At 66.3% G+C, this 20,627-nt stretch carries 22 protein-coding genes; 5 read left to right on the forward strand and 17 right to left on the reverse strand.

Annotation, left to right across the window (positions count from 1 at the left end; all coding sequences use genetic code 11):
- Positions 1-188 precede the first annotated feature (188 nt).
- The gene (locus tag AC1RIF_RS03535; protein WP_492599967.1) at positions 189-1,112 is read right to left on the reverse strand and encodes a hypothetical protein; all 924 of its coding nucleotides are present in this window, start codon (positions 1,110-1,112) and stop codon (positions 189-191) included.
- 401 nt (positions 1,113-1,513) lie between these two features.
- On the opposite strand from AC1RIF_RS03535, the gene AC1RIF_RS03540 reads away from it, so the two are divergent.
- The 3 genes from AC1RIF_RS03540 to AC1RIF_RS03550 are packed head-to-tail and all read left to right on the forward strand — an operon-like array spanning position 1,514 to position 2,168.
- Positions 1,514-1,693, forward strand: a complete 180-nt coding sequence (locus AC1RIF_RS03540) for a hypothetical protein (RefSeq protein WP_492599968.1) — start codon at positions 1,514-1,516, stop codon at positions 1,691-1,693.
- Positions 1,690-1,896: a helix-turn-helix transcriptional regulator gene (locus AC1RIF_RS03545; RefSeq protein ID WP_492599969.1), complete on the forward strand. Its 207-nt coding sequence runs from the start codon at positions 1,690-1,692 to the stop codon at positions 1,894-1,896. Before AC1RIF_RS03540 ends, AC1RIF_RS03545 begins: the two co-directional genes overlap by 4 nt.
- Positions 1,893-2,168, forward strand: a complete 276-nt coding sequence (locus AC1RIF_RS03550; RefSeq protein WP_492599970.1) for a hypothetical protein — start codon at positions 1,893-1,895, stop codon at positions 2,166-2,168. The genes AC1RIF_RS03545 and AC1RIF_RS03550 overlap by 4 nt, the downstream gene beginning before the upstream one ends.
- Before the next feature lie 115 nt (positions 2,169-2,283).
- Here the strand turns inward: AC1RIF_RS03550 and AC1RIF_RS03555 are convergent, their stop codons facing one another.
- Complete coding sequence (locus AC1RIF_RS03555) at positions 2,284-3,144, reverse strand: putative toxin-antitoxin system toxin component, PIN family (protein WP_492599971.1); 861 nt, start codon at positions 3,142-3,144, stop codon at positions 2,284-2,286.
- A gap of 360 nt (positions 3,145-3,504) precedes the next feature.
- Here AC1RIF_RS03555 and AC1RIF_RS03560 point away from each other — a divergent pair, with 360 nt between their 5' ends.
- Positions 3,505-3,636 (forward strand): hypothetical protein, encoded by a 132-nt coding sequence (locus tag AC1RIF_RS03560; RefSeq protein WP_492599972.1) that lies wholly within the window; start codon positions 3,505-3,507, stop codon positions 3,634-3,636.
- A gap of 123 nt (positions 3,637-3,759) precedes the next feature.
- Here the strand turns inward: AC1RIF_RS03560 and AC1RIF_RS03565 are convergent, their stop codons facing one another.
- The 14 genes from AC1RIF_RS03565 to AC1RIF_RS03630 form a co-directional block, all read right to left on the reverse strand.
- Positions 3,760-4,266 (reverse strand): GNAT family N-acetyltransferase, encoded by a 507-nt coding sequence (locus tag AC1RIF_RS03565; RefSeq protein WP_492599973.1) that lies wholly within the window; start codon positions 4,264-4,266, stop codon positions 3,760-3,762.
- A gap of 230 nt (positions 4,267-4,496) precedes the next feature.
- Complete coding sequence (locus tag AC1RIF_RS03570; protein ID WP_492599974.1) at positions 4,497-5,381, reverse strand: hypothetical protein; 885 nt, start codon at positions 5,379-5,381, stop codon at positions 4,497-4,499.
- Positions 5,381-7,006, reverse strand: coding sequence for a hypothetical protein (locus AC1RIF_RS03575; protein WP_492599975.1), 1,626 nt, complete (start codon positions 7,004-7,006; stop codon positions 5,381-5,383). The genes AC1RIF_RS03570 and AC1RIF_RS03575 overlap by 1 nt, the downstream gene beginning before the upstream one ends.
- Positions 6,999-7,724 (reverse strand): hypothetical protein, encoded by a 726-nt coding sequence (locus tag AC1RIF_RS03580; RefSeq protein ID WP_492599976.1) that lies wholly within the window; start codon positions 7,722-7,724, stop codon positions 6,999-7,001. The genes AC1RIF_RS03575 and AC1RIF_RS03580 overlap by 8 nt, the downstream gene beginning before the upstream one ends.
- Positions 7,711-8,190, reverse strand: a complete 480-nt coding sequence (locus AC1RIF_RS03585) for a hypothetical protein (protein ID WP_492599977.1) — start codon at positions 8,188-8,190, stop codon at positions 7,711-7,713. The genes AC1RIF_RS03580 and AC1RIF_RS03585 overlap by 14 nt, the downstream gene beginning before the upstream one ends.
- Before the next feature lie 3 nt (positions 8,191-8,193).
- Complete coding sequence (locus AC1RIF_RS03590) at positions 8,194-8,799, reverse strand: holin (RefSeq protein ID WP_492599978.1); 606 nt, start codon at positions 8,797-8,799, stop codon at positions 8,194-8,196.
- A 75-nt stretch (positions 8,800-8,874) separates the two neighbouring features.
- Positions 8,875-9,999, reverse strand: a complete 1,125-nt coding sequence (locus AC1RIF_RS03595; RefSeq protein ID WP_492599979.1) for an LGFP repeat-containing protein — start codon at positions 9,997-9,999, stop codon at positions 8,875-8,877.
- A complete protein-coding gene (locus AC1RIF_RS03600; protein WP_175279439.1) occupies positions 9,996-10,379 on the reverse strand; it encodes a phage gene 29 protein family protein in 384 nt (127 codons plus the stop codon). Before AC1RIF_RS03600 ends, AC1RIF_RS03595 begins: the two co-directional genes overlap by 4 nt.
- Positions 10,380-10,392: 13 nt before the next feature.
- Complete coding sequence (locus AC1RIF_RS03605; RefSeq protein WP_492599980.1) at positions 10,393-11,967, reverse strand: Gp37-like protein; 1,575 nt, start codon at positions 11,965-11,967, stop codon at positions 10,393-10,395.
- Positions 11,968-11,970: 3 nt separating this feature from the next.
- Positions 11,971-12,801 (reverse strand): hypothetical protein, encoded by an 831-nt coding sequence (locus tag AC1RIF_RS03610; protein ID WP_492599981.1) that lies wholly within the window; start codon positions 12,799-12,801, stop codon positions 11,971-11,973.
- Positions 12,798-18,047, reverse strand: coding sequence for an aggregation-promoting factor C-terminal-like domain-containing protein (locus AC1RIF_RS03615; protein ID WP_492599982.1), 5,250 nt, complete (start codon positions 18,045-18,047; stop codon positions 12,798-12,800). Before AC1RIF_RS03615 ends, AC1RIF_RS03610 begins: the two co-directional genes overlap by 4 nt.
- A gap of 10 nt (positions 18,048-18,057) precedes the next feature.
- The gene (locus AC1RIF_RS03620) at positions 18,058-18,867 is read right to left on the reverse strand and encodes a hypothetical protein (protein ID WP_492599983.1); all 810 of its coding nucleotides are present in this window, start codon (positions 18,865-18,867) and stop codon (positions 18,058-18,060) included.
- 2 nt (positions 18,868-18,869) lie between these two features.
- The gene (locus AC1RIF_RS03625; protein WP_492599984.1) at positions 18,870-19,253 is read right to left on the reverse strand and encodes a hypothetical protein; all 384 of its coding nucleotides are present in this window, start codon (positions 19,251-19,253) and stop codon (positions 18,870-18,872) included.
- Positions 19,250-19,585, reverse strand: a complete 336-nt coding sequence (locus AC1RIF_RS03630) for a hypothetical protein (protein WP_492599985.1) — start codon at positions 19,583-19,585, stop codon at positions 19,250-19,252. Before AC1RIF_RS03630 ends, AC1RIF_RS03625 begins: the two co-directional genes overlap by 4 nt.
- A gap of 43 nt (positions 19,586-19,628) precedes the next feature.
- On the opposite strand from AC1RIF_RS03630, the gene AC1RIF_RS03635 reads away from it, so the two are divergent.
- Positions 19,629-19,898, forward strand: coding sequence for a hypothetical protein (locus tag AC1RIF_RS03635; protein ID WP_492599986.1), 270 nt, complete (start codon positions 19,629-19,631; stop codon positions 19,896-19,898).
- Between the two features lie 13 nt (positions 19,899-19,911).
- Here AC1RIF_RS03635 and AC1RIF_RS03640 read toward each other — a convergent pair whose 3' ends face one another.
- Positions 19,912-20,598: a hypothetical protein gene (locus AC1RIF_RS03640; protein WP_492599987.1), complete on the reverse strand. Its 687-nt coding sequence runs from the start codon at positions 20,596-20,598 to the stop codon at positions 19,912-19,914.
- Between the last annotated feature and the right edge of the window lie 29 nt (positions 20,599-20,627).

Genomic DNA, 20,627 nt, shown 5'->3' on the forward strand with positions numbered 1-20,627 from the left:
ACATACCGAGTCGACGTTGCCTCCACCCTGTGGGCGGAGGCAACGTCGACTCTGGGTCGCCCCACCGATTAAGGCCCCAATATCAGCCTTGAACGAAACCGCCCCGACAAGGGTGAGGGGACCCTTGGAAGGCGAGCGACCGCGTCCACGGGTACGTAGCAGACTCACGACACCGACTGTCGTGCTTGTCACCACCACCGGCGCCTGAAGTGGCGCCGCTCTGGAGGGGCTGGCACGTCCCACCAGCCGAGTGGACGTTCGACAACTGGCCGGATGTTCTCGGGTGTAACCCGGTCCTCAACGTGTTCGCGTGTGAAGACCCGCGCATTGTTCGAGTCACCGGCGGATTCAAGGCAATCTAGGGCTCTCGTCAGCAGTTCGTCGAGCCGTTGCACCTCCGCTTCGGCCGCAAGCAGCCGCTCCTGCAACACGACCGGGCGGTGACCGCACCACTGCCGGAGGATCTCGTGTCGTGGACGAGTCCACTGGAGGTACCATTCGTGCTCCTCCTCAGCCGAGTAGCGTTTCTCGTCCTCGCCACCGCGTCCAGGCTCATTTCGTCCATGCTTCGAGTGGTGGCGAGCCTTCTTCTCCTCCTCGATGACGTTGTCGAGGATCGGCATTGGGTTCTTTCTGCATGCGAGTTCAGCGATAAGCAACGTCCCTCGCGGCGAGACAACCGTTGCCCCTTCATCGTCGACCAACCACTCACAACGGCCCAGCACGAAGTCGAGAGGTTCGGCGAGTAGCCCCTCCAACGCTTCTCGGTCCGTCACGACCGTCATCGCCTCAACCGGCCCGTAATGATGCTCGGCAATCTCTGGCGGAATCAGCCTCTCCAGCGCGACGATCGCCGCATAGTCCTCCACCGGAGTCAGCGTGATCTCGCGAAGGCGCTCCCACTCCGCCATTCGGTGGTCATACGCAGCAACATCGCTCCACAGCGCCTTGAGGCGCCGGCCCGGGACGTTCTCGCGCACCCCGACGCGCTCGTCGAGGAACTCCACGTCGGCCCGAAAGCCCTGTCTCTTCTCCTCTATCGCAAGGATGCGAACGCGCTCCGATGGATCCTGATCGCGTTTCCGATAGACCCACTCCTCTCCAATCTCCACGCAGACCCCCTCCGAAATCGCCAGCCGCAGTTGTCGACCCAACTTAGACGGAAGTCCATGTCGAGTAGTCGCCCAAGGGTAGACATTAAACCCTTAAGGGGGTAATGTATTCCCTGTAAGGCAAACAGCCTCACAACAATTCAAGAGGGTGGGAGCAGAGATGCCCGACAAGTCGGATATCTACTTCGTAGTAGCAATGGCCACCGCGTGGTGGTTCGCCTACCGGGAAGGGATAAAGCATCGACTCCGACAGTGGAGGTCAAAGCGCCGCAAACGCCGAGGCAAACACTGGAAGAGATAGCCGAAAGGGGACCGGCCCGGAAGGTAGCCGGGCCGGTCCCCCACCGGTCAGTCTCCCGCTCTCTCGGATGACACGCAACAATCGAACAAAGGAGGACGACATGAAACGACTGACCCCGCCCGTCGCGGGCCTGATCGTGTTCACCGGCCTGGCCGCCGCGCTACTCGCGAACGACTTCACCCCCACCCGTGCAGCGGTATGGGGCACCGCGTGGGCGATCACCGCCGTCGCGATCGTGCGGCACGAACTCAAGCGCCCCGCCGTCCGGTCGGAACGATGATCGAGTACCTGAGCCGCGGTGAGATCGCCGAGCGGTACGGGTACAGCCTCGACACGATCAAGAGCTACGACCGACGCGGCTACCTCCCAGCGCCGGACGCGAAGGTCGGCCGGAACTACGGTTGGCTGCCCGCAACGATCGACGCCTGGCACGAGAATCGGCCCGGCCAAGGGTCACGCACCGACCTGGACGGTGCGGAGTGACGCGCCAACGCGGGACCGTCGACGTCGTCGCGTGCTTCGTGCTCGCGGTGGCGGCCCTCGGATTGATCGGCTGCCTGACGATCGGCGCGTACGGCGGCGCACTTGTGTGGATCATCGTCGGCGGCGTCGCCGGGCTGACCCTCGCAGAGCGTCGACGGCGCCGATCGGCGGCTGCTGCCGCCGAGGTCGCGGCTCGTGCCGACCGTGAGAATGAGCTCTACCTCGACGGCGACAGCACGGGCTTGTACGGGCAGCATCGGCCGCCGAGCTGAGTTGTCGGCCGGTACGCGTACTGAACACGTCATGGAGCGAGGAAGCGCCACCCGAACGCCCCGGCAACCCCGGGGTGTTCGGCGTTTTGCCTCCAAGCCCAGTTACGTGCTGCTGTCAGCTGCTGGGAGGGCGCTGACGTATCAGCTCCGGTTCGCACGGTCGGCCAATCGAAAAGACCCGCCAACCACCAAAATCCGCGTTCACAATGTCCGGGCATCGCTGCATGGTCGCGAAGATAGTGTCCGGCGGCAAAGGGGTCGGGCCGGTCGCACGGAGCTGGATGCCAGGGTCTGGAGGCAGCTTCACGTAGGCGATATCCGGAGCTGCGTAGTGCGGGCGCGTCGTCATTCCGCGAGACTCGAGGTCTCCACGGATGGCGCGGAAGTCCCTTTTGAAGTGATGAACCGTTTCTGGAACGACAATGGTATGCAACAGATGCCTATCACCGCGGCCAACGATATGGGCGAACCGCGAATACGCACGAATGACGTTGGCTGCCCCCTCTGCTTCGACCTGACTCCACATGTCGCCGTGGCCGGGCACATAGCCCTGGCCCCACTCATGCCGGAAATTTAGGGCCGCAAGCGCCGCCGCCGGCGTGTAGATGAACACGCCGGGGTATTCGATCTGCTGCACAAGCTTGTCGCCGGTGACGAGCATTGTGCTGTCGGAATCGAGATAGAGCGCTACGAGAAAGTTGTCGTCTGGATCTGCGCAAACCTGCGGAACCTGATCGGATGGACGGTCCGAGACCTCGGTGGCCAGGAGTTCGATCGCGGCGACAAAGTCATCTACCTCGTCGAGGGTGAGCCATCTGCGGAACTTCTCGCGCTGCAGACGTGAGTGCAGTTCATCAAGGAGTGCCGCTGATACGAAGAGCTCGACCAAGCCATCGATTGCGAGGTCTAAGAATTTGGATGCGGAACCCTTCGGACTGAGGGCGGCCGAGATGTATACGTTGGTGTCCAGAACCATCTTCGGGCGATGAACTGGACCCTGGCTAGGGTCTTCCACTTCTAGCGCGACCCACTGCCAACCGAATCACGGGAACGTTTTTCGATTCGCATAAGGCGAGTCTCGGCTTCCGTGAGGGCCTCGGCTTCGGCGTCAGTTAGGGGCTGCCGTTCAGCCACGCGGGAGCGGAGTTCAGTCAGCGCGCGGGCAGCTGCCACGCGATCATCGGCAGAGGCGCCGTACCGCCTCAGTCGACGGCGGGCACTCGTACGCCGGGATTCTTGATCGCGGGACATTTCCTTCACCTCTTCCTCAGTCCAGTTCGACGATACCTGCACGGCATTCCTGGCGGTAGGCCTGCCGCCGCTGCCTCCGGCGCTCGTGCGGATCATCGTCAGCGGTATCGCTGGGCTGAGCCTCGCCGAGCATGGGCGGCGCGAGCACGAGAACGAGCTCTACCTCGACGCCGACAGCACGGGCCTCTACGGGCAGTATCGGCCGCCGTCGAACTGATCTGTCAGATCCCGCGCGTACTGTGCGCGTCGTGGCTCGAGGGAAGCGCGCCACACACGAACGCCCCGGCTATCGACCGGGGCGTTCGTTCGTTGTTGGGCGATCTGTCAAGCTTCCTCGGCGTCACGGGCGGACGCGCTGCAGGCCGCGGAGGATGTCGTCGACCTTCCCGCCCATCGCGCTGCCGCGGTCGTCATCGACGAGGACGTCGAAACCGAGAGCGCGAAAGAACGCCGTGCGCTCGGCGATTGAGGCATCGTCGTCTGATTCATCGACGTTGAAGGCTACGAAGGTACAGCCTTTTCCCCTCGCGACTTCTACGAAGTGCTGCACCAGAGCCGTGCCGACACCCATCCTGCGGCTGTCGCCGCGAACTGCGAGCGTGTAAATCCAGCCCTGCGGCCACTTATGGTCCGGAACACCGAGACGTTCGGCGTATTCGGAATTGAAATGCCCCTCGACAATGCCGTGCAGCACTCCGGCGTCGTCGGACGCGACGAAGAAGGGGAACGCAGTCTCACCGTTTCGCCCGATGTCGTGAATCTGATCGGGTTTGTCAGCGTCTTCGAACACGATCTGGCGCGCCTGCTCAGTATCGCGCGGTTCGAATGGTCGCACGGTAATTGTCATGACCGAGATGGTCGCATGACGGTAGTCGGCCGCGATCGATCATGGCGGCGGCTCGCCGTGCTCGCGCATCCACTCGTCCATCTCGAGCTGCCAGAGCGCGAGATCCCACGCCGCTGTCTCGTCCGTACTCCGATTGGACGCGGAGCGGGCTCGTTCGGTTCCACGAACGACGAAAGCCCCCACCCTCGCAAGGGTGGGGGCTTCCTCATTCCAGCTGCGCGTGCCGCGCCTCAAATTTTCGAGATGAACAGGTTGAGTCGGCCCGCGTCGATGGTGAGCTCGCTGCTGTTGCTGGTCTTCACGGTCGGCACGACGAATTGAGCGGACGGCACCGTGATCGTCTGGACGGGCCGGTTCCATGAGTTGCTGCTCGCCGCGCCCGCGACGACCTGGTTCTGTTCTGCGCTGACCCGGCAGCCGACGGACCAGTACGCACCCCAGCCGATCGTGTAGAGGTTCCAGATCAGCTCGTAGGTTCCGGCCTCGAGGTAGATGCCGGAGCCCGGTACGCGCGGCCACTCCGTGGCAGCGTTGGCCGTCAGGGTCGCCTCGGTGATCTGGTCGCGGACCAGGGTCCGCGGGGTGAGCTGCTCGTAGTATCCGCCCGTCCGGTAGGACAGCTTCGTCGTATCGGCAGCGAGGACGCGGTACGAGGTGATGGACGATCCCGCGCTCGCGTACAGCTCGAGCAGGACGTCGGTACCGTCCGGAACCACTACCTTCGCGGTCCGCGAGCTCGTGGCGCTCGTTCCGTCTGTCGTGCCGAGGACCGTGCCGCTGCCGCGGAGCTGGACGCCTCGGCTCTGGTTGGCGGTGGAGGACGTCGCTATCGCGCCCTCGGCGACGAAGGCCGCGCGGCCACTGACCAGGAGCCCGTTCGCCGCCGCCGCGGCTGCGATGTCGGTGTCGGGGTACTCCGGGTCGATCTTGAATCCGGTCACCTTCTCGTAGTTGTTCTGCGAGAGCTGCTGGGTGCCGGACTTGAGCACGCCTTGCCGCGGAATGGATGACGTCCACAGCACGGCGCCGCCGCTGCTGATCTTCTTGACCGCCATCCCACCGGCGCTGGCCTTCTTGATCTGGCCGACTCCCGGAAAGCTGATCTTTCCGGCCATCACGCACCCCGCAGGTAGATCGTGTTGGCGGCCTCGTTCGCACCGTTGTTCGTTGCCGCGTTGTACTGGGCTTCGGTACCGACCCATACCGTGAGCGCGGCCGGCGTGCCGTTCTTCGATCCCTGCATGGCGGTCGCCGCCTTGTTGAGGTCGTCGTGCACGTCCTGGGTGAAGTTGTCGCGCGTCCAGCCGCCGTTCACATCGAAGGTGGTCAGGATCTCGGCAGCGAAACCGACCGCGGCCTTGACCGACGGCGTCGCCGGATACGGCTCGACGTCCGACAGCTGATCGAGATCGACTGCGCCGATCGCCAGGTCGTCACCGGGGATCCCCATCCCCGGCTTGATGTACGCGAACGCCGCACGGGCAACGGCATCCTGAATGTCCTGACGGAACAGCCCGATCGGTAGTCCGACGTACTCGTCGATGTCGTTCTCGTCATACGACGCTCCTCGGAGTAACGCCGCGAAGTAGACAGCGCGACCCATCTCCTCGGTGAAGTGGCCGAACTCGATCACTCCGTTGGCGATGCGCGGATCCGACGCGGTGCCGGCGAGGTGTCCGGCGATCTTGATTGCGCCCGGCGCTTCCGGGGTCGCGACGGGCATCTCCTGCAGCGCCGTTCGAGCGCGCTGCAGATCGTCCTGCACCGCTTGCTCGAGGTGGGCGCGCAACCACCCGCCCGACGGTGCGCCCTGCTGCGCGTTCTCGGCAGCGTCCTCGGCGAGCTGGCGCGCGGCGTCGGCGGCCTGAGCCGATGCGCCGGCGGCCGCCGCGAAGCCCTCGGCCGCGTCCTCATGGCCGGCCGCCGTCGTCGCCGCTGTCTCCGCCCCGCCGCGCGCGGTCTCCGCTGCCTGCCGATCCGCTGCGACGGCCTGCTGCAGCGTCGTCGTTACGTCGGCGGTCGCATCGATCGCGGCGGACTCTGCCGCGGCCTGTGCCGCCAGCGCAGCGTCTTTCGCTGTCGCCGCACTATCCCGTGCTGCCTCGCTGCCCTCCCTTGCCACCTGGGCGGCATCCTTATGAGAGCCAGCTTGCCCTGCAGCCGAAGACGCGTACGTCGCGTACTGGACCGTCTCCTGTCTCGACGTGTGCGCAGCCGCTGCGGCCTCAGCCGCCGCGACGCGATCGGCCACCGCCTCCGCCGCAGCCTGCTGTGCGCGATCCGCGTCCGACTCAACCAACGCGCGAACCCCGTCCGCGGCGGTGCCCATCACCTCGGCGACGTTGTCCGCGGCAGCGTCGGCGCGATCGGCCGCGTCTTCGGATCGAATCGCGCTCGTCTCTGCACGGTCCGCGTGTGCGCGGACCTCGGAGATGACACCTGGTTCGTGTTCGATGTAGTTGTCGAGCAGCGTCTTAAAGGTGATCGGTTCTGACGAGTCCGGGATGTTCACCGGCCACTCTTCGTCCCAAGCGCCCATCCGAATCCCGAGTTTCGCGGGACCCGGATCGAGGTTGGTCATTGTGAACTTGCCGTCGACGATCTTGACGGTGTGACAGAGTACGGGTGCGATGGTGCCCGGCCGCGAGTTGGCCGGCCGTAGCACGGTCGACGTCATAGTCGCGTATCCGTCGCCGCGGCCGCCACCGATGTCGGTGATGTCGGCGTGAAGATCAGTCATAGTTGCCTCCGTTCTCGGTGGCGTCTCCTGTGCCACCCATACGGCCGCCGCCGTCAATGTCCCAGCGACTCACTGAAAGTCGCGACAGGCGGTCACCGCCGAGGATCGGCCACCACAGCGCACCGTGCGCAACCGAACTGCACACGACGTATCGATTGGCCTCCGGAACGATGAAGCTCTGCATGACGGTGTTCGATCGCCAACCACCGCCAGACACGGTCGAAGTGGCGTGCATGCCCTCCGACGCGAGGGATCGAGTTTCGAGATCCCACAGGGACAGGTAGATCTCCATCTTCGTTCCACCCGACAGCGGTCCGGCGGGCCCTGCCGTGACGCGCGTGTCCGCTTGCCAGGTGCCCGGCGCCTCGAGGAGTATCCCGTGCCGCTCCTTGTTCGACGGCGTGAATCGCCCCTTGTATGGCCGCGCGTTCTTGAACTGGCCCAGGTGATCGTCGAACGGGATCGGTGTCGCCGAGTTGCCTCCACCTGCGACTGTCCAGTTCTTCTTCATCACGAGGTTGCAATAGCCGGACACGTTCTTGAGGTAGTCGATCTGTGCGTCGAGTTCACGCTGGAAGTCCCGAAACGTGTCCGTCGACGTGAAGTTGGTGTTCAGCCAGTTCCCGAGAAACTCCTTGATGAACTCGTCGGCCATCCCTCCCATGTCGCCCCAACCGGGATCCGGCCGGCCAGAGGACCAGCCGTCAGGTGACGTCACCGTGCACCCCCTTCCGCAGGTTCGCGGGAGCCTCGGGCGGCGATTGGCCCGGTATCCGGGCCTCGATCCACTCGAGGAGCGTCCGGATGAAATCGAGTGCCGACGTGAGCAGTGTTCGGGTCTCGGCGTTCTCGGACTTGATGTCGGCGTTCTCGGACTTGATCTCTGCGTTCTCCGTTCGCAGTTCGCCGACCTCAGTCTCGAGTCGCGTCACTCGCTCGCCGAGTGGCGCGACGAGACGCACCGCGGTGTCCGCGATGATCTCGGCAGCTTCGGCGTCGAGCTTCGTTTCCTCGGTGCCGGCGCGGGAGGCTTCGGCCGCGGCCTTCGACGCTTCCGCGGCGTCCTTCGCGGCGGCCGCGGTCGTCGCTCGGCGCGCGAACATCCCGTTGACGACGGCGCCGACGACACCACTCGCGCCGGAGGCTGCGAGCAGCGCCGCCGCGTCCACCGCGCTCAGGCCCACCGGTTACCGCCCGTCGTAGCGGAGGCTGCGATGCCGGCCCGCCAGTTGGTCGGCCTGCGCGCGCGACAGCACCTGCTCGGGATCGATGCCGACGGTGATCGTGGTGTCAGAGCCGCTCGAGGTGGCCGGCAGAGCGATCACATCTGGTTGGACCGGGGCGAGGGAAGGCAGCCCCTTCGCAGATCCGAGGTTGGTCGACAGGATCGAGGTGATTGCGGAGACGACCGCGGTCGTTGCGGCGATGGACAGTGCCGCCTGCCAGTCGATGTCGGCGAGCGTGCCGGTGGCGGGGATCGCGCCGACGAGGGCGCCGACGAATGTTCGGCCGACGCGGTCGGCGAGGTCGATCAGGAAGTTGCCCGAGCTGATCGCGGTCGCGGTCGACAACGCCAGCAGGAACGAGACGAGCGCGGCGAGCGCGGCCGACGACAGCGCGGTCGTCCAGGACACCTCGAGGATCGTCGTGCCGACGCTGAGGAAGACGAGGACGTTCTGCAGGAATGTCCGGACGGTGCGGTCGGTGAGGTCGAGCCAGAACGCGCGGGAGTCGATCGAGTGGGCGCCGACGACTTCGACGCCGACGGTGATGGATGCGTCCGAGGTGGTCATGAAAGTCCCTTCGACGGCCAGGCCCCGGCGTCGACCGGGGCCCGGAATGGGTTCGGAGTGGTAGTGCCCGCGGCGTCAGTGCGAGATCGGGAAGTGCTGATCGGGGCCGTCGGCCGGCTTGAGCGCAACGGTGCCAGTGGGCGACCAGTAGATGTCGCCGCCTTCGAAGTGCTGGACCCGGTCGCCGTTGTCGAGCACGACCTCGTCCGAGGTCGGCCAGCCGAGCGGGCCGTTCTCGAAGCCGCTGCGCCGCCACGTCGCGTAGATCAGTCCGTGGACCCACCAGCCGCGGTCGGCGCTGTATCGGCGGTACAGGGTGCCGCCCTCGAAGTGCTGGACGTCGCCCCACGCCGTCCCGGTCGCAGGTTCGGTGAGGACGGTGTGGTCACCGATCGGGTAGCCGAGCGGGCCGACCTCCCAGTCGTAGAGGCCGTACGTATCGAGCAGCGCGTTCGGGACGATCTTCGCGCCGGTCTGCGCCGACCAGTACGCCTGGCCATTCTCAAGTTTGACCCACTTGCCTCCGCGGTCGCCGCGGCAGTCGTTCTCGCCGACGGTGATCCGGGCGCCGAGCCAGTCGTTCACCTCGCGGACCCGGCGGATCTCCTCGTCGATCGCGGGCACCACGGGCGCCGGCAGCGGTGCCGGGGCGAGGTACTCGGCGAGGACCTGCGCGGCGAACCACCACGGGAAGTTCATGCCGAGGTCGGTGTGATTGCCGATCCCGAGGACCTTGGTCACGTAGTAGTGATCGGCGATGCCGGACATCCGGCCGCGGTACCGGCCGCCGCCGAGCGCGATGATCTCGGTCGCGATGGTGCCCTTGCGGCGGGCGACCTCGAGCGTCAGCCACACCGCGATGCGGATGTCGTCGGCGCGGGCCATCCACTGCGCCTCAGTCCAGGCAGCGCGCGACCCTGCGAAACACAGGTTGTAGGTGTACGGGTTCGCCGCCAGCGCAGACCACGACGCGAAATCGTCGTCGACGACGTGCGCGACAATCCGGTCCCGGACGATGTCGTGGTACGACGCATTGTTCGCCGGGTTGCCGCAGTACAGGGCGAGGGCGACGGCGGTCGCGTTGCCTTCCTCGGTGTGCCACAACGCGTTTGTGACGGCCGCGCCGAATCGGCTCGATCGGGACAGGCTGAGCATCCACTTTTCGTCGAACGCCGGGCGCGGGGGCAAGGTGACGGTCATCCGCTGGTCTCCTTCGAATCGGTCAGCGACGCAATAACTTCGGTGCGGTCGCCCTCGGGTAGTTGGCCGATCGCCGCGACGAACCGTTCGGCGACCGTCGGGGCTGCCGCCGAACGCGGCCGGGACTTCGGGATCCACTTGCCCGGGTTGTGGGGGTGGATCGGCCCGGACTTCGGCGGCTCGTATCGGTCGAGTTGCTCGGCGACGGGCCGGAATCCCAGCCGTTCGAGGTGCCGGCCGAGCGCGTTCATCTCGTCGGGCTCGAATTTCGGGGTGACGCCTTCCATCGACGGGTGCATGAATACGTACGCGTACGGGTGCATGTCCGGTGGGATCGCGGCGAGCAGTTCGGCATTGAGATCGGGATCGGGTTCGGGCACGTGGACGCTCCTGTCAGGTTGAGCTCGAGATCTGCCGGACCGCGCCGGTCAGGGTGCCGATGTAGCGCAGTGCGCGGGTGCCGTCCGGCTCGAGGGCGCGGTAGTCGCCGACTGCGATCTGCCATGCCGGCGCCTGGGTGCGGGACCACGAGCGGCGGCCGGCGGAGATGTTCGACAGCCAGATGCGATTGCCGACCTCGAATCCGGCGCTGATACCGACGTCGATATGCCGGCCCATCACGTGTGGGGCTGCGTCGTCGACCTCGGCGGCGAAGCTCACGTATCCGCGAGCCTTGTGGAGCCCGACGCGGCCGACCTGCAGCCCGGATGGGGAGACTGCAACGCCGCCGCCGGTCTCGAATCCGGACTTGTGTGAGTAGCGACCCATGCGGGCCTTGCGTTGATGGTCGGTGAAGATCGCCCACGCGAGGATGACGTCCTCGACGGCCTTGTCGAAGATGCCGAGCGTGAGCCATGGCATGCCGATCGCGGTGCCGAGCAGCCCGAGCAGGATGTTCGACAGCAGTTTCGCGCCCTGGTTGATGGCGTCGGGGCTCTTCCCGCCCGTGGTGATGGTGTGCTCGATCGGCTTGTGGATCGTCATCTTCGACCGCAGCCCGACGTGCTGGCCGCGCCGGAGAATCACCCACGGGGCCGTCGGGTCGGCGTTGTTCGGGTCATCGTTCGGATCCGCGATCGTCACCGTCTCCGAGGTGCCGTCGGGGGCGATGATCCGCACCAGGTCCCGGATCGGATCCACGATGGTTCCGGTGACGCCTGCGGCGACCCGCCGCCGGACGACGTCGAACACGAGGGTCGGCCGATCGAGAAGGAAGTGGCTCGGGCACGGTTGCGGATCGCCGGGGAACCACACGTCGGCGGTGAGCTGCAGACCCGCGTCCTCGAGGGTGTGGATGACCAGGTCATAGAAGTTGTCCATGCGGGAGTCGAGGGCGCACCATTCCGCGACACCGTCCCGTTCGGCGATGTACGGGATCATCACCATCGGCCACTTCGCGTTGTCAAAGTTCGCTTTCCAGTTCGCCGCGTTCCAGATGTCGAAGAACGGGATCCACCCGGGCTGTTGCTCGCGCAGCAGGTTCCGGTGGGCGTACCCCTTGATCACCTTGATCGCGTTCCCGAATTGGGTGTCGGACTTGGGGAATTGCGCTCCCAGCGGTGCCATCGTGTTCGGCCAGCACTGCCAGTGCTTGGCCTCGTCCAGGACGTGGAGCGCGATCGGCCGCACGACCATGTTGCCGTGGTCGTCCTCGTCGATCTCGATGTCCTTGACCTTGTAACACTCACGTTTCCAAGGGGTTTGGAAGACGAGGAACACATCGTGGTCGACGGTTTGCGCGTCGATGAGCCACTGCGCGAGGTCGTCCTCGCCGGGGATGGTGACCGCGGCTTCGCCGGCGTCGTTGCAGATGTCCTCCCAGTCGGCGTCGTTCTCGCCGAACACTTCTCCGACAAGCTCGAGGTTCCGGTCGTAGATGAACACCCGGTCGCGTTCGTTGCTCGCGGCCTGTTCCGCCTCGAACCGGGCATCGATGGCCGCGAGGCCCGCGTCGAGATCGACGCTCATGGATCACCCCCAGGGCATTTGGTGGTACCGCGGCATGAAGCAACGCAGCTCGGCCTTGACGGGCGCGTTCTCCACGCGCACGGGAAGCTCGGTCGGCGTTGTGCCGGGCGGGATTTCGAACTGGAAGTTGACGCCGCGCATCTTCGGCCACACGAACTCCCCCGACGCCGAGGACGGCGTTTCGAAGTTCTGCCGAGTGCGGACCTTCCACACGTCGTTCTGCACCGGGATCGGCACGACGCGGCCCGACAGTGCGTCGGGCAAGAACCAGCGGCCCGGGGTACCGCCCCACTCCACCCACAGCGGTACATCCGTCAGGTTCGACACGAGGACCGTGCCCTCATGTGTGCCGGCCGGACACTCGAACTTCTCGACGTCGACCCCGGAACGCAGGTACGGCCAGCACGCGACCGCAACCATCTCGAGGTCGAGCTTGCGGGCCTGCATCGAGATTCGGCTCGCAGGCTTCATCTGCCGGTCGAGACGCAGGCTGATCGTGCGGGTGCCGCCGGTCTCGGTCCTCGTGTCGAGGTCGAGATCGGCGTCCTTCGACCAGGCGCGGTTCCACGCAGCGAGCAGCTGCTCGAAGTCGCTCCGGGTGCGGCCCTGCAGCCGCACCCGGAAGTCGAGCAGCCGTTCCTCGACCTTCGTCATCCTCGGTGTCGAACCGATCTGGTACGCGCGTGATGTGCGTGCCGCGGTGAACGGCGGTGGCACGAACAGCGCGTCGAGGCCGCCGACGATCCACGCATCCTTCGCGAGGTTGCGTGGACCGCCGAGCGGCCACACCGATCCATCGACCCCACGGGCCCGGACGGAGTCGACCAGGCTCACCGCTGCCCCCTGTCGTAGCGGCGGCTGCGCGTGCGCTGGTTCGACCAGATACCGACCTCGTTCATCGTTTCTCTGTCCGCCTTTCCGTAGACGTGGAACGTGTCCCCCTCGGCGCCGACGGGCGCGTACTCAAGGGACGACAGAGCCGACGCCGGCATGACGTCGGCGGGCGCGGTGGTCGACTGCTGCATCCGGTCGAGCATCGGGATCAGCTGCTCGAACGTCGCCGTCTGCCGCGGCGAGAGGACCCGCTCGGGATGGATGATGTCCTTGAGCAGGTAGCCCTTACCGCGCGCGATTCCGCCCTGGTCGTAGAAGCCGTTCTTCTCCCAGAACGACCGCGCCCGAACGGGATCGCCGTAGCGGTCCCGGATGTAGTCCCGGCCCGCGAGCCCCTGGATGTACGGATCGGGGTTCTCGTCGGGCAGGTACTGGTCCTTCGTCGAGCCGAGGAACTGGAACAGCGAGAACGCACCCGACTGCGGGTTACGGGCGAGCGGGTTCCAGCTCGATTCCTTGCCGACGATGAAGTCGACCGCGGCCCACTGCTCGCCGGTGTCCCATCCGAGCGGTGCGAACGCCCGCTTGACGACGTCGACAACGGATTCCGGATCGCCAGCAGGGTCGACCGGTGCCGGGGCAGCCGCCGACGCCGGAGCGGTGCCGGAGTCGCCGACCGGATCCAGGTCGCCGGTCGGGCCGTCGTCGAAACTGGCCTCGTTCCGTGCACCGGCCTCGTCGGAACGGCGCCGGCCGGTGTCGTCAACGAGCTTCATACCCTCGAACCGGTTCGAGAGCCCCACCATGCCGAGCAGGCCATTGCCCCACTCCGCGAGGAGCGAAGTGCCGATCTGCGCACCGACACCACCCCAGTCGATCTCGGACGCGTACGTGCCGGTCGCGTCGAGATTCGCCTGTGCCGCGAGGATCCCGTCGCGGGCGCCGAGAACAGCGCCGACGACCGGGTGGTCCTCCTCGATCCCGAACTGACGCCGCACCGCGGGGGTGTAGTCGCCGTTCACGATCAGATCCCGCAGCCCGAGGACCGCGTCGACGTACGGGTGGTCTTCCTCGATCCCGACCCGCGACAATGCGCTGGTGTAGTCGCCCGTCTCGAACAGATCCCGCAGAGCCATGATCTGGTCCCAGTTCAGGACCGCCTCCGGCTTGCCGGTCTCGTTCCGGACGATCGAGAGCCCATTCGGGATCCAGCCGCCCTGGTCACGGAACAGCCCGAATCCGTCCTTGGCCCTGCCCCACACCGACGACAACAGCGATCCGAGGCCGAGAACCTTCTCGGACAGGAACGCCGACGCCTTGTCGCGACCGTGGTCGAGGAAGCTCGGCGGAATGCCGAGCCACTCCGGCGGCGGTGTGCCGATCGCGGCACCGATTCCGGCCTTGATCGGGTTCAGGAAGAAGTCGAAGATGCCCGCGATCTTCTGCTGCAGCCACGACGTCTTCTGTTGCGGTGACGGACCACCCGCCGATTCGAACGCACCGTCAGCGCCGATCGCCAGGTGGAACAGGCCCGGCGACTTGCCCGCGAAGATCGGTGCATCCGCGCCGACCGCGGGGCCGCCATACGCGACATAGTTGTGCGCACCACCCGATTCGACGTTGGTCGTCGAGTACGGGCCGACACCGGTGAGGGTGCCGGCGGTGTGGCCGCCGCCCGGCCCGCCCGGGTCATCCCACACGCCGACCGAGAATCCTTCGCCGAGACCGGGTGCCCACGGCTGCCCGCCCGGGAACGATCCCGTCGCCCACTTCCACGAGCCGTTGCCGCCGTTGAGGATGGCATCGGCGATCGCCGACACGTAGCCCGAGCAGTCCTCGAAGCCCCACGTGTACGGGTTGCCGTTGCGCATCTTCGCGGCGCGGTGGCCGTTCTCGAGCTGCGATTCCCACGCGGGGCGGATCTCTCCGCCGTCCTTGTACTTCGGGAGCAGCCAGTCGAACATGCCCTGCGGGTTGACGTTGCCGAGGCCCTTGACCGCGACCTTGGCGCCGTAGGCGTTGACGTTGTCGCGGCCGAGCTCGCGGATGATCTGCCCGCCGTCCCAGGTGAACGGGACGCCGCGCATGATCATGTCGCGCAGTGCGTAGACGGCGTTGTGGCCGCCGACGCGCTGCACTTCCTTCGTGGTGAGCATGTGCTCGCCGTTCGAGCCCCACATCAGCACGTCGTCGGACGTACCGGTGCCGGGCCCACGGATCGCGCCACCGGTCGCGTGTTCCGGGATGCTGGCCAGTTCCTCGGCCTTGTCGAGCCCGAGGAGATCGGCCGCCTTGTTCCAGGCCTTCAGGATGCCGCCGTTCCAGACGGTGTTGATCAGGAAGTTGATCGGCTTCGCGAGGATGGCCTTGAGACCGTTCCACTTGCCCTGGATCCCCTTCACAACCTCCCCGAAGAAGTCGCGGACCTTGCCGAGAGCGCCGGTCATCGCGTCCCACGCGGGGCGGATCACCTTCTCCCAGACCCACGCGATACCGGCGCCGAGGCCGTCCCACGCGGGCTTGATCGCGTTGTCCCAGATCCACTTGAAGAAGTCGCCGAGAGCCTGCAGCGCAGCCTTGAGGCCGTCCCACGCGGGGCGGATCACGTTCTCCCAGGCCCACTTGATTCCGGCCGCGAGGCCGTCCCACGCGGGCTTGACGAGGGAGTTCCACACCCACCCGAAGAACGCGCCGACTGCCTGCAGCGCGGCCTTGAGCGCGTTCCAGGCGGGCTGGATCACGTTCTGCCACACCCACGAGATGCCGGCACCGAGGCCGTCCCACGCGGGCTTGATCAGCGAGTTCCACACCCACCCGAAGAACGCGCCGAGAGCCTGCAGCCCGACCTTCATCAGCGCCCAGACGGGCTGGGCGACGTTCTCCCACAACCAGGTCAGGATCGCGCCGACCATCTCGATGTAGAGCTTGACACCCTCCCAGAGCAGCAGGAACTCCGTGATGACGACAGCCAGCGCGATCTTCAGTCCGGTGAATACCGGCTGCACGATGTTCTCGTACAGCCACGTGAAGATCGCACCGATCGCCTCGAAGATCGGCCGGATGAAGTCCCACGCCGCGGCCATCGCGGCCTTGATGCCTGACCACACCGTCTCCCAGATCCGCTTGCCGGTCTCAGTTTTGGTGAAGAACCACACCAGCGCGCCGACGAGCAGGGTGATCACCGAGACAATCGCCATGATCGGGTTCGCCTTGATCGCCGCGTTCAGCGCTCGGACGCCGACGGCGGCGCCCTTCGATGCCGTCGACGCGACGGTCTGGGCGATGCCCCACGCACGCGTCGCGATCGTCGAGGCCTTCGTGGCGATTGCGTGCGCCTTCGTGGTGATCATCGACCGCTTGGCCCACACGTCTTGCACCTTCACGGCGGCCGTCGCCGCAACCACGGCACCGCGGTAGGCGGTGTAAGCGCCGACGACGAGTGTGACGACCCCCGGGTGCGCGGCCATCAGGTCGGCGAGCGTCTGCACCGCCGGGACGAGGATGTCGCCGATCACAGGCAGCAGCGCCTCGAGGACGTCGAGGAACACCGACCAGGTGCTGATGCCGATCGCTGCGGAGGCCTGTCCGAGCGAGCCGACGATCTGCCCGACCGGTGGGCCGAGTTCGACGAGGATGTCCTTGACTGTGCCGAAGATTCGGCCGATCTGCTCGCCCCAGCCGCGCACCATCACGCCGGCGTCGATGACCTTGTTCATCCAGGGCAGGTCGACGTCGGCGCCGTCTCCGGCGATCACGCCGAAGAACAGCTTCACGGTGTCGCGTGCCTGCTCGATCGCTTCCCGCGTCCGCAGGATGCGGTCGACGAGCTCGGAGTCCTCACTTACGCCGAGCGCACGCCCGATGTCGGTGGTGAAATCGCCGGTCGCGAACAGCTTCGTCGCGGCGAACAGCGAGTGGATGTTCTCGCTGATCGTGACGATCCCGCGCGCGAGACCCGAGTTCGAGAGGTCCTTGCCGGGGAATGCCTTCTCCCACGCCTCGCCGAACGCGCCCGTCGTCAGCAGCTCGAGGACGCCCTTGGTCTTGGCGTTGATGTTGTCGATCCCGCCGGAGATGCCCTTGAACACTCCGGGTGCGGCCTTGAACGGTGCCGACAGTAGGGTCTCGCCGAGTCTGCCGAGCGCGGCACCCATGTTCTTCATCGAGCCCTGGAAGGTGTCGCCAGCGGCCAGGGCGGACCCGCCGATCGACGACTCGAGCGCCTTCTGGAAGGTCTCGAAGTCGATCTTCCCGTCGGAAGCCATCTTTCGGACTTCCTCGGCCGTCTTGCCGGTGACCTTCTGCAGGCCGGCCATGATCGGGATCGCGTTCTCACCCATCTGGGTCAGGACGGCGCCGCTGAGCTTTCCAGACTCGGCGACCTTCATGACCATCGGCGCGACCTCGCCGAATCCCTTGTTCGCGAACGCTGCGGAGTCGCCGACCAGCTTGAGGGTGCGCTGCAGGTCCTTGCCGGGCTTGATGCCGTTCGACAGCGCCATCGCCGCGGCGTCGGCCGCCTCGTTGGTGCCGAACGCAGTGCCCGACACCGAGGCGCTCACGTCGCCCATCACAGACTTGACCTCGTCGGCGGCCAGGCCGAGGCCCTTGAGCTTGGCCTGCGCGTTCTCGATCGCGGTCAGCCGGTTGAAGCCCTTCGTCAGGGCGGTCCCGAGAACCGTCGCGACGGTCGCCCCGACGGCTATCGCCCCGGTCTTCATGGCCGCGCCGATACCGCCGACGAGCTTCGAACCGATCCCATGGCCCGACGTCTCCGATTTCGCTGCGAGACGCTGCAGGAACGACTCCGACTGCGCGTCGGCCTTGCTGCCGTCGAACTGCGCCTCGATGCGCTGCACGCGCATGTCGCCGGCCTTGCGCTTGGACTCGGCTTCCGCCAGCGATTTCGACGCGGCTTCACTGCTGCGCTTCGCCTTCTCGACCGCCTCCTCGGCGGCGGCGAGCCGTCCGACGTCGGTGACGCCCTTCTCGCGGAGCGCCTGCAGCTTCGCCTCGGCGACGGTCTGGGCGCCGGCTGCATCGGCGGCCTTGCGGCGTGCTGCCTCCTCGGCCTTAACCATCGACTCGAGGTCGCTCTTGGCCTTCGCCAATCGGCGTTCGTTGATCTTGACGTCGACGTTCTGCTCGATCGGGTTGCCCTGGATCTCCGAGCGGATCCGCTTGAAGTAGCCCGTCATCGACGGCAGGACGTTGAGGAATGTCTGCCCACCCTGTAGGTCGGCCATGGGGCACCCCCTAGTTTTCGGAGTAGCGCCGCGTGTAGCGGGCGCCGAGGAGCTGCGACGAGATGTCGTCGTGCTCGCGGAGTGCGACGCGTTCTTCGGCGCGGTCGTGCGCGGTCTCTGGGCGGGGCCGACGCTGGGGCGGCTTGCCGCCCTTGCCCTTGAACTTCGGACTCGCGCCCCAGACGGCGTGGACGACGTGCTCGAGGAGTTCAGCGACCTCGGTCATCAGCTCGCGTTCGGGCGTCCACCCGATCAGCGAGGGGCGGTTCGAGCGCGGCGGTAGTTCGCCGCGGGCTTCCATCTCGAGGATCTGGTCCGCGCGTTCGTCGTCGTCGGCGATCGCGGCGTAGTACCAACCCCCGACGGGGAGGGTGGGGAGCATGCGCATGAAGTGGTTCCACGGCAGGTCTTCGTGGTCGCGCACCCAGTCGTACAGGCGCGCGTCTCCGGGCATGCCGAACAGGTCCCGGTCGATCGCTATGCCGTAGCGGTCGATCTCGTCGACGAGGTAGGCCCAACCCTGGTCGGGTGGCGTCAGTAGCGCGAAGTGTGCGCGGATGTCGTCGACGAGGTCGGCGAGTTCGCTGATCGGCCGGCGGGCGTACGCGTCGGCGATGGTGTCGGCTGTGTCTTCGTCGACGAGGAGATCGAGGACGTCGTGGATGGAGGTTGTGGTGTCGAGGTCGGCGACGTCGTCGGCGGCGGGCACCTCGATGACGAGTTCGGTTCCGTCGTCCAGAGAGACGAAGAACGGGCCGACGGCCTCGTCGAGAAGTGTCTCGAAAAACGATGCCGTCGACCCGTTCTCGTCTGCGTTCATGGTCAGCGGCGACTACGGCCGCCGCGGCGGCGGTCGCGGCTGCGGCGTTCGGCGCGGTTGATCGCGGAGTCGGCGTCGAACAGGCCGAAGTGCTTCGACATGTCGCGTGCGATGTCTACGAGCACATCGGGATCGAGCGGTCCGATGTAGTCCTCGAGGTCCTCGTACTGGTCCCCGAGGAACAGCTTGAGCACGCTGCGGGAGGTCTTCGCCTCCTCGATGTCCATCACGGTGTAGCCGTCGGGCTCCTCGACGACGAACTCCGGCGAGTCCGCCACTCGGAAGGTGAACGGTTCCTTTTTCGGCCGGGTGGAGTCGTACTGCCTTGCAGCAGTGCCATTTCGCGGCTCGAAGCTGGTCACGGTGTCGATGTCCTTCGCGCTCACTGCGCACCTCCGTTACGTCGGCTGGTCTTGGGCTTGGGGGCGTCCGCGGCGGTGGCCGCGGCGGCTGCGGATTCGGCCGTGCTTTCGACGGCGTCGCGGGCCTGTTGGGCGTCGAGCGCGAGCTTGCCGTCCGGATCCTCGGCGGCCGCCGATGCAGCGGCAGCGGCGACGTCGGGCACGGACGGCGACGACTCGGCCGGTGCCTCGCGGTAACCGGAGGCGAGCAGCTGTCGGTGCTCGGAGTGATCGCCTGGCGTGTAGGTGCGGCCGTCGGGTGAGACGAGCGTGACGGGCCGCCAGCCCTCCATGCTGAGGGTGGGCATCGTTCCCATTGATTTTCTCCCGTATCTACGACGCTGATGGCACACTCTTCGTGTGTTCAGACGTGTTGAGTTGTATGAAGCAGTAATTGATGCCATCGAGAGCGAGCTCGAGGCCATTGATTCGGCCGACCCCACAGACGAGGCGGTCGTCGCCGCGCTCGAGGCAGACCTCGGCGAAGCGAAGTCGCATGCTCACCTCAGGAATGGTGTTGTGGTCCCTTCGAGCCCAAAGCTGTGCGCTGTCGACGGCGAACCGGCGCCATGCCAGCGCATGCAGGAGCTGGGGCAGAAGTACAACATCCCATTCCAGCCGACGCTTTAGCGCGGCGACGAAACTAGGGCCCGCCGGGGGTGGCGCCCTTCTTGAAACCGGCGTCCTCGAGGACGCGGTTCCAGCCGGGGCCGCCGAAGAAGTGGCGTACAGAGACGCCGTGGACCGGGTCGACCATCGCGTTGACCTTCGTCGGCCACACCAGTGCGCCGCCGGCATCCGACAGGGTCTGCTCGCCCATCTCGGCGACCTCGCCCGCGTAGAGCTGCCGGCCGAGATAGATCCGGTCGACGCCGACGCCGAACTGCGACAGCAGCAGGTACCGCAGCTGACGGATCTCGGCGATCGCGGGCTGGTCGAACGCGACCTCACCGGTGACCGGGTCGGCGGTCATCGCCGACAGGTCGATACCGAGGTTGTTCTCGATGTTGTAGCGGTTGGTTTCGAGACCGGTGAACTGGATACCGGAGATGTCCGAGATCCAGTCGGACATAACCGGATTCGAGTACCCGATCGCGTTGATGTCGTCCTTCTCCATCTCGCGAGTGAGCGTGATGGCGTCGTCCTTGAGGAGCAGGCCGAAGTCGAATGCCCCCTCGGGCAGCTCGGCGAGAGCGGAGTTCGGGCCTTCGGTGATGAACTCGATCGGGTCGACGGACATGGGCATGCCGAAGATGTGCATGCGCTTGGGCTTGAGGATGAGCTCGCGCTGGTGCCGCGCGACCTCGAGCTTGCCGATATCGGTAGCCATGGGTGCCTCCTGGGCATGAGAAAGGCCCA

The sequence above is a fragment of the Prescottella sp. GW823-FHT02E09 genome, assembly GCF_058797375.1.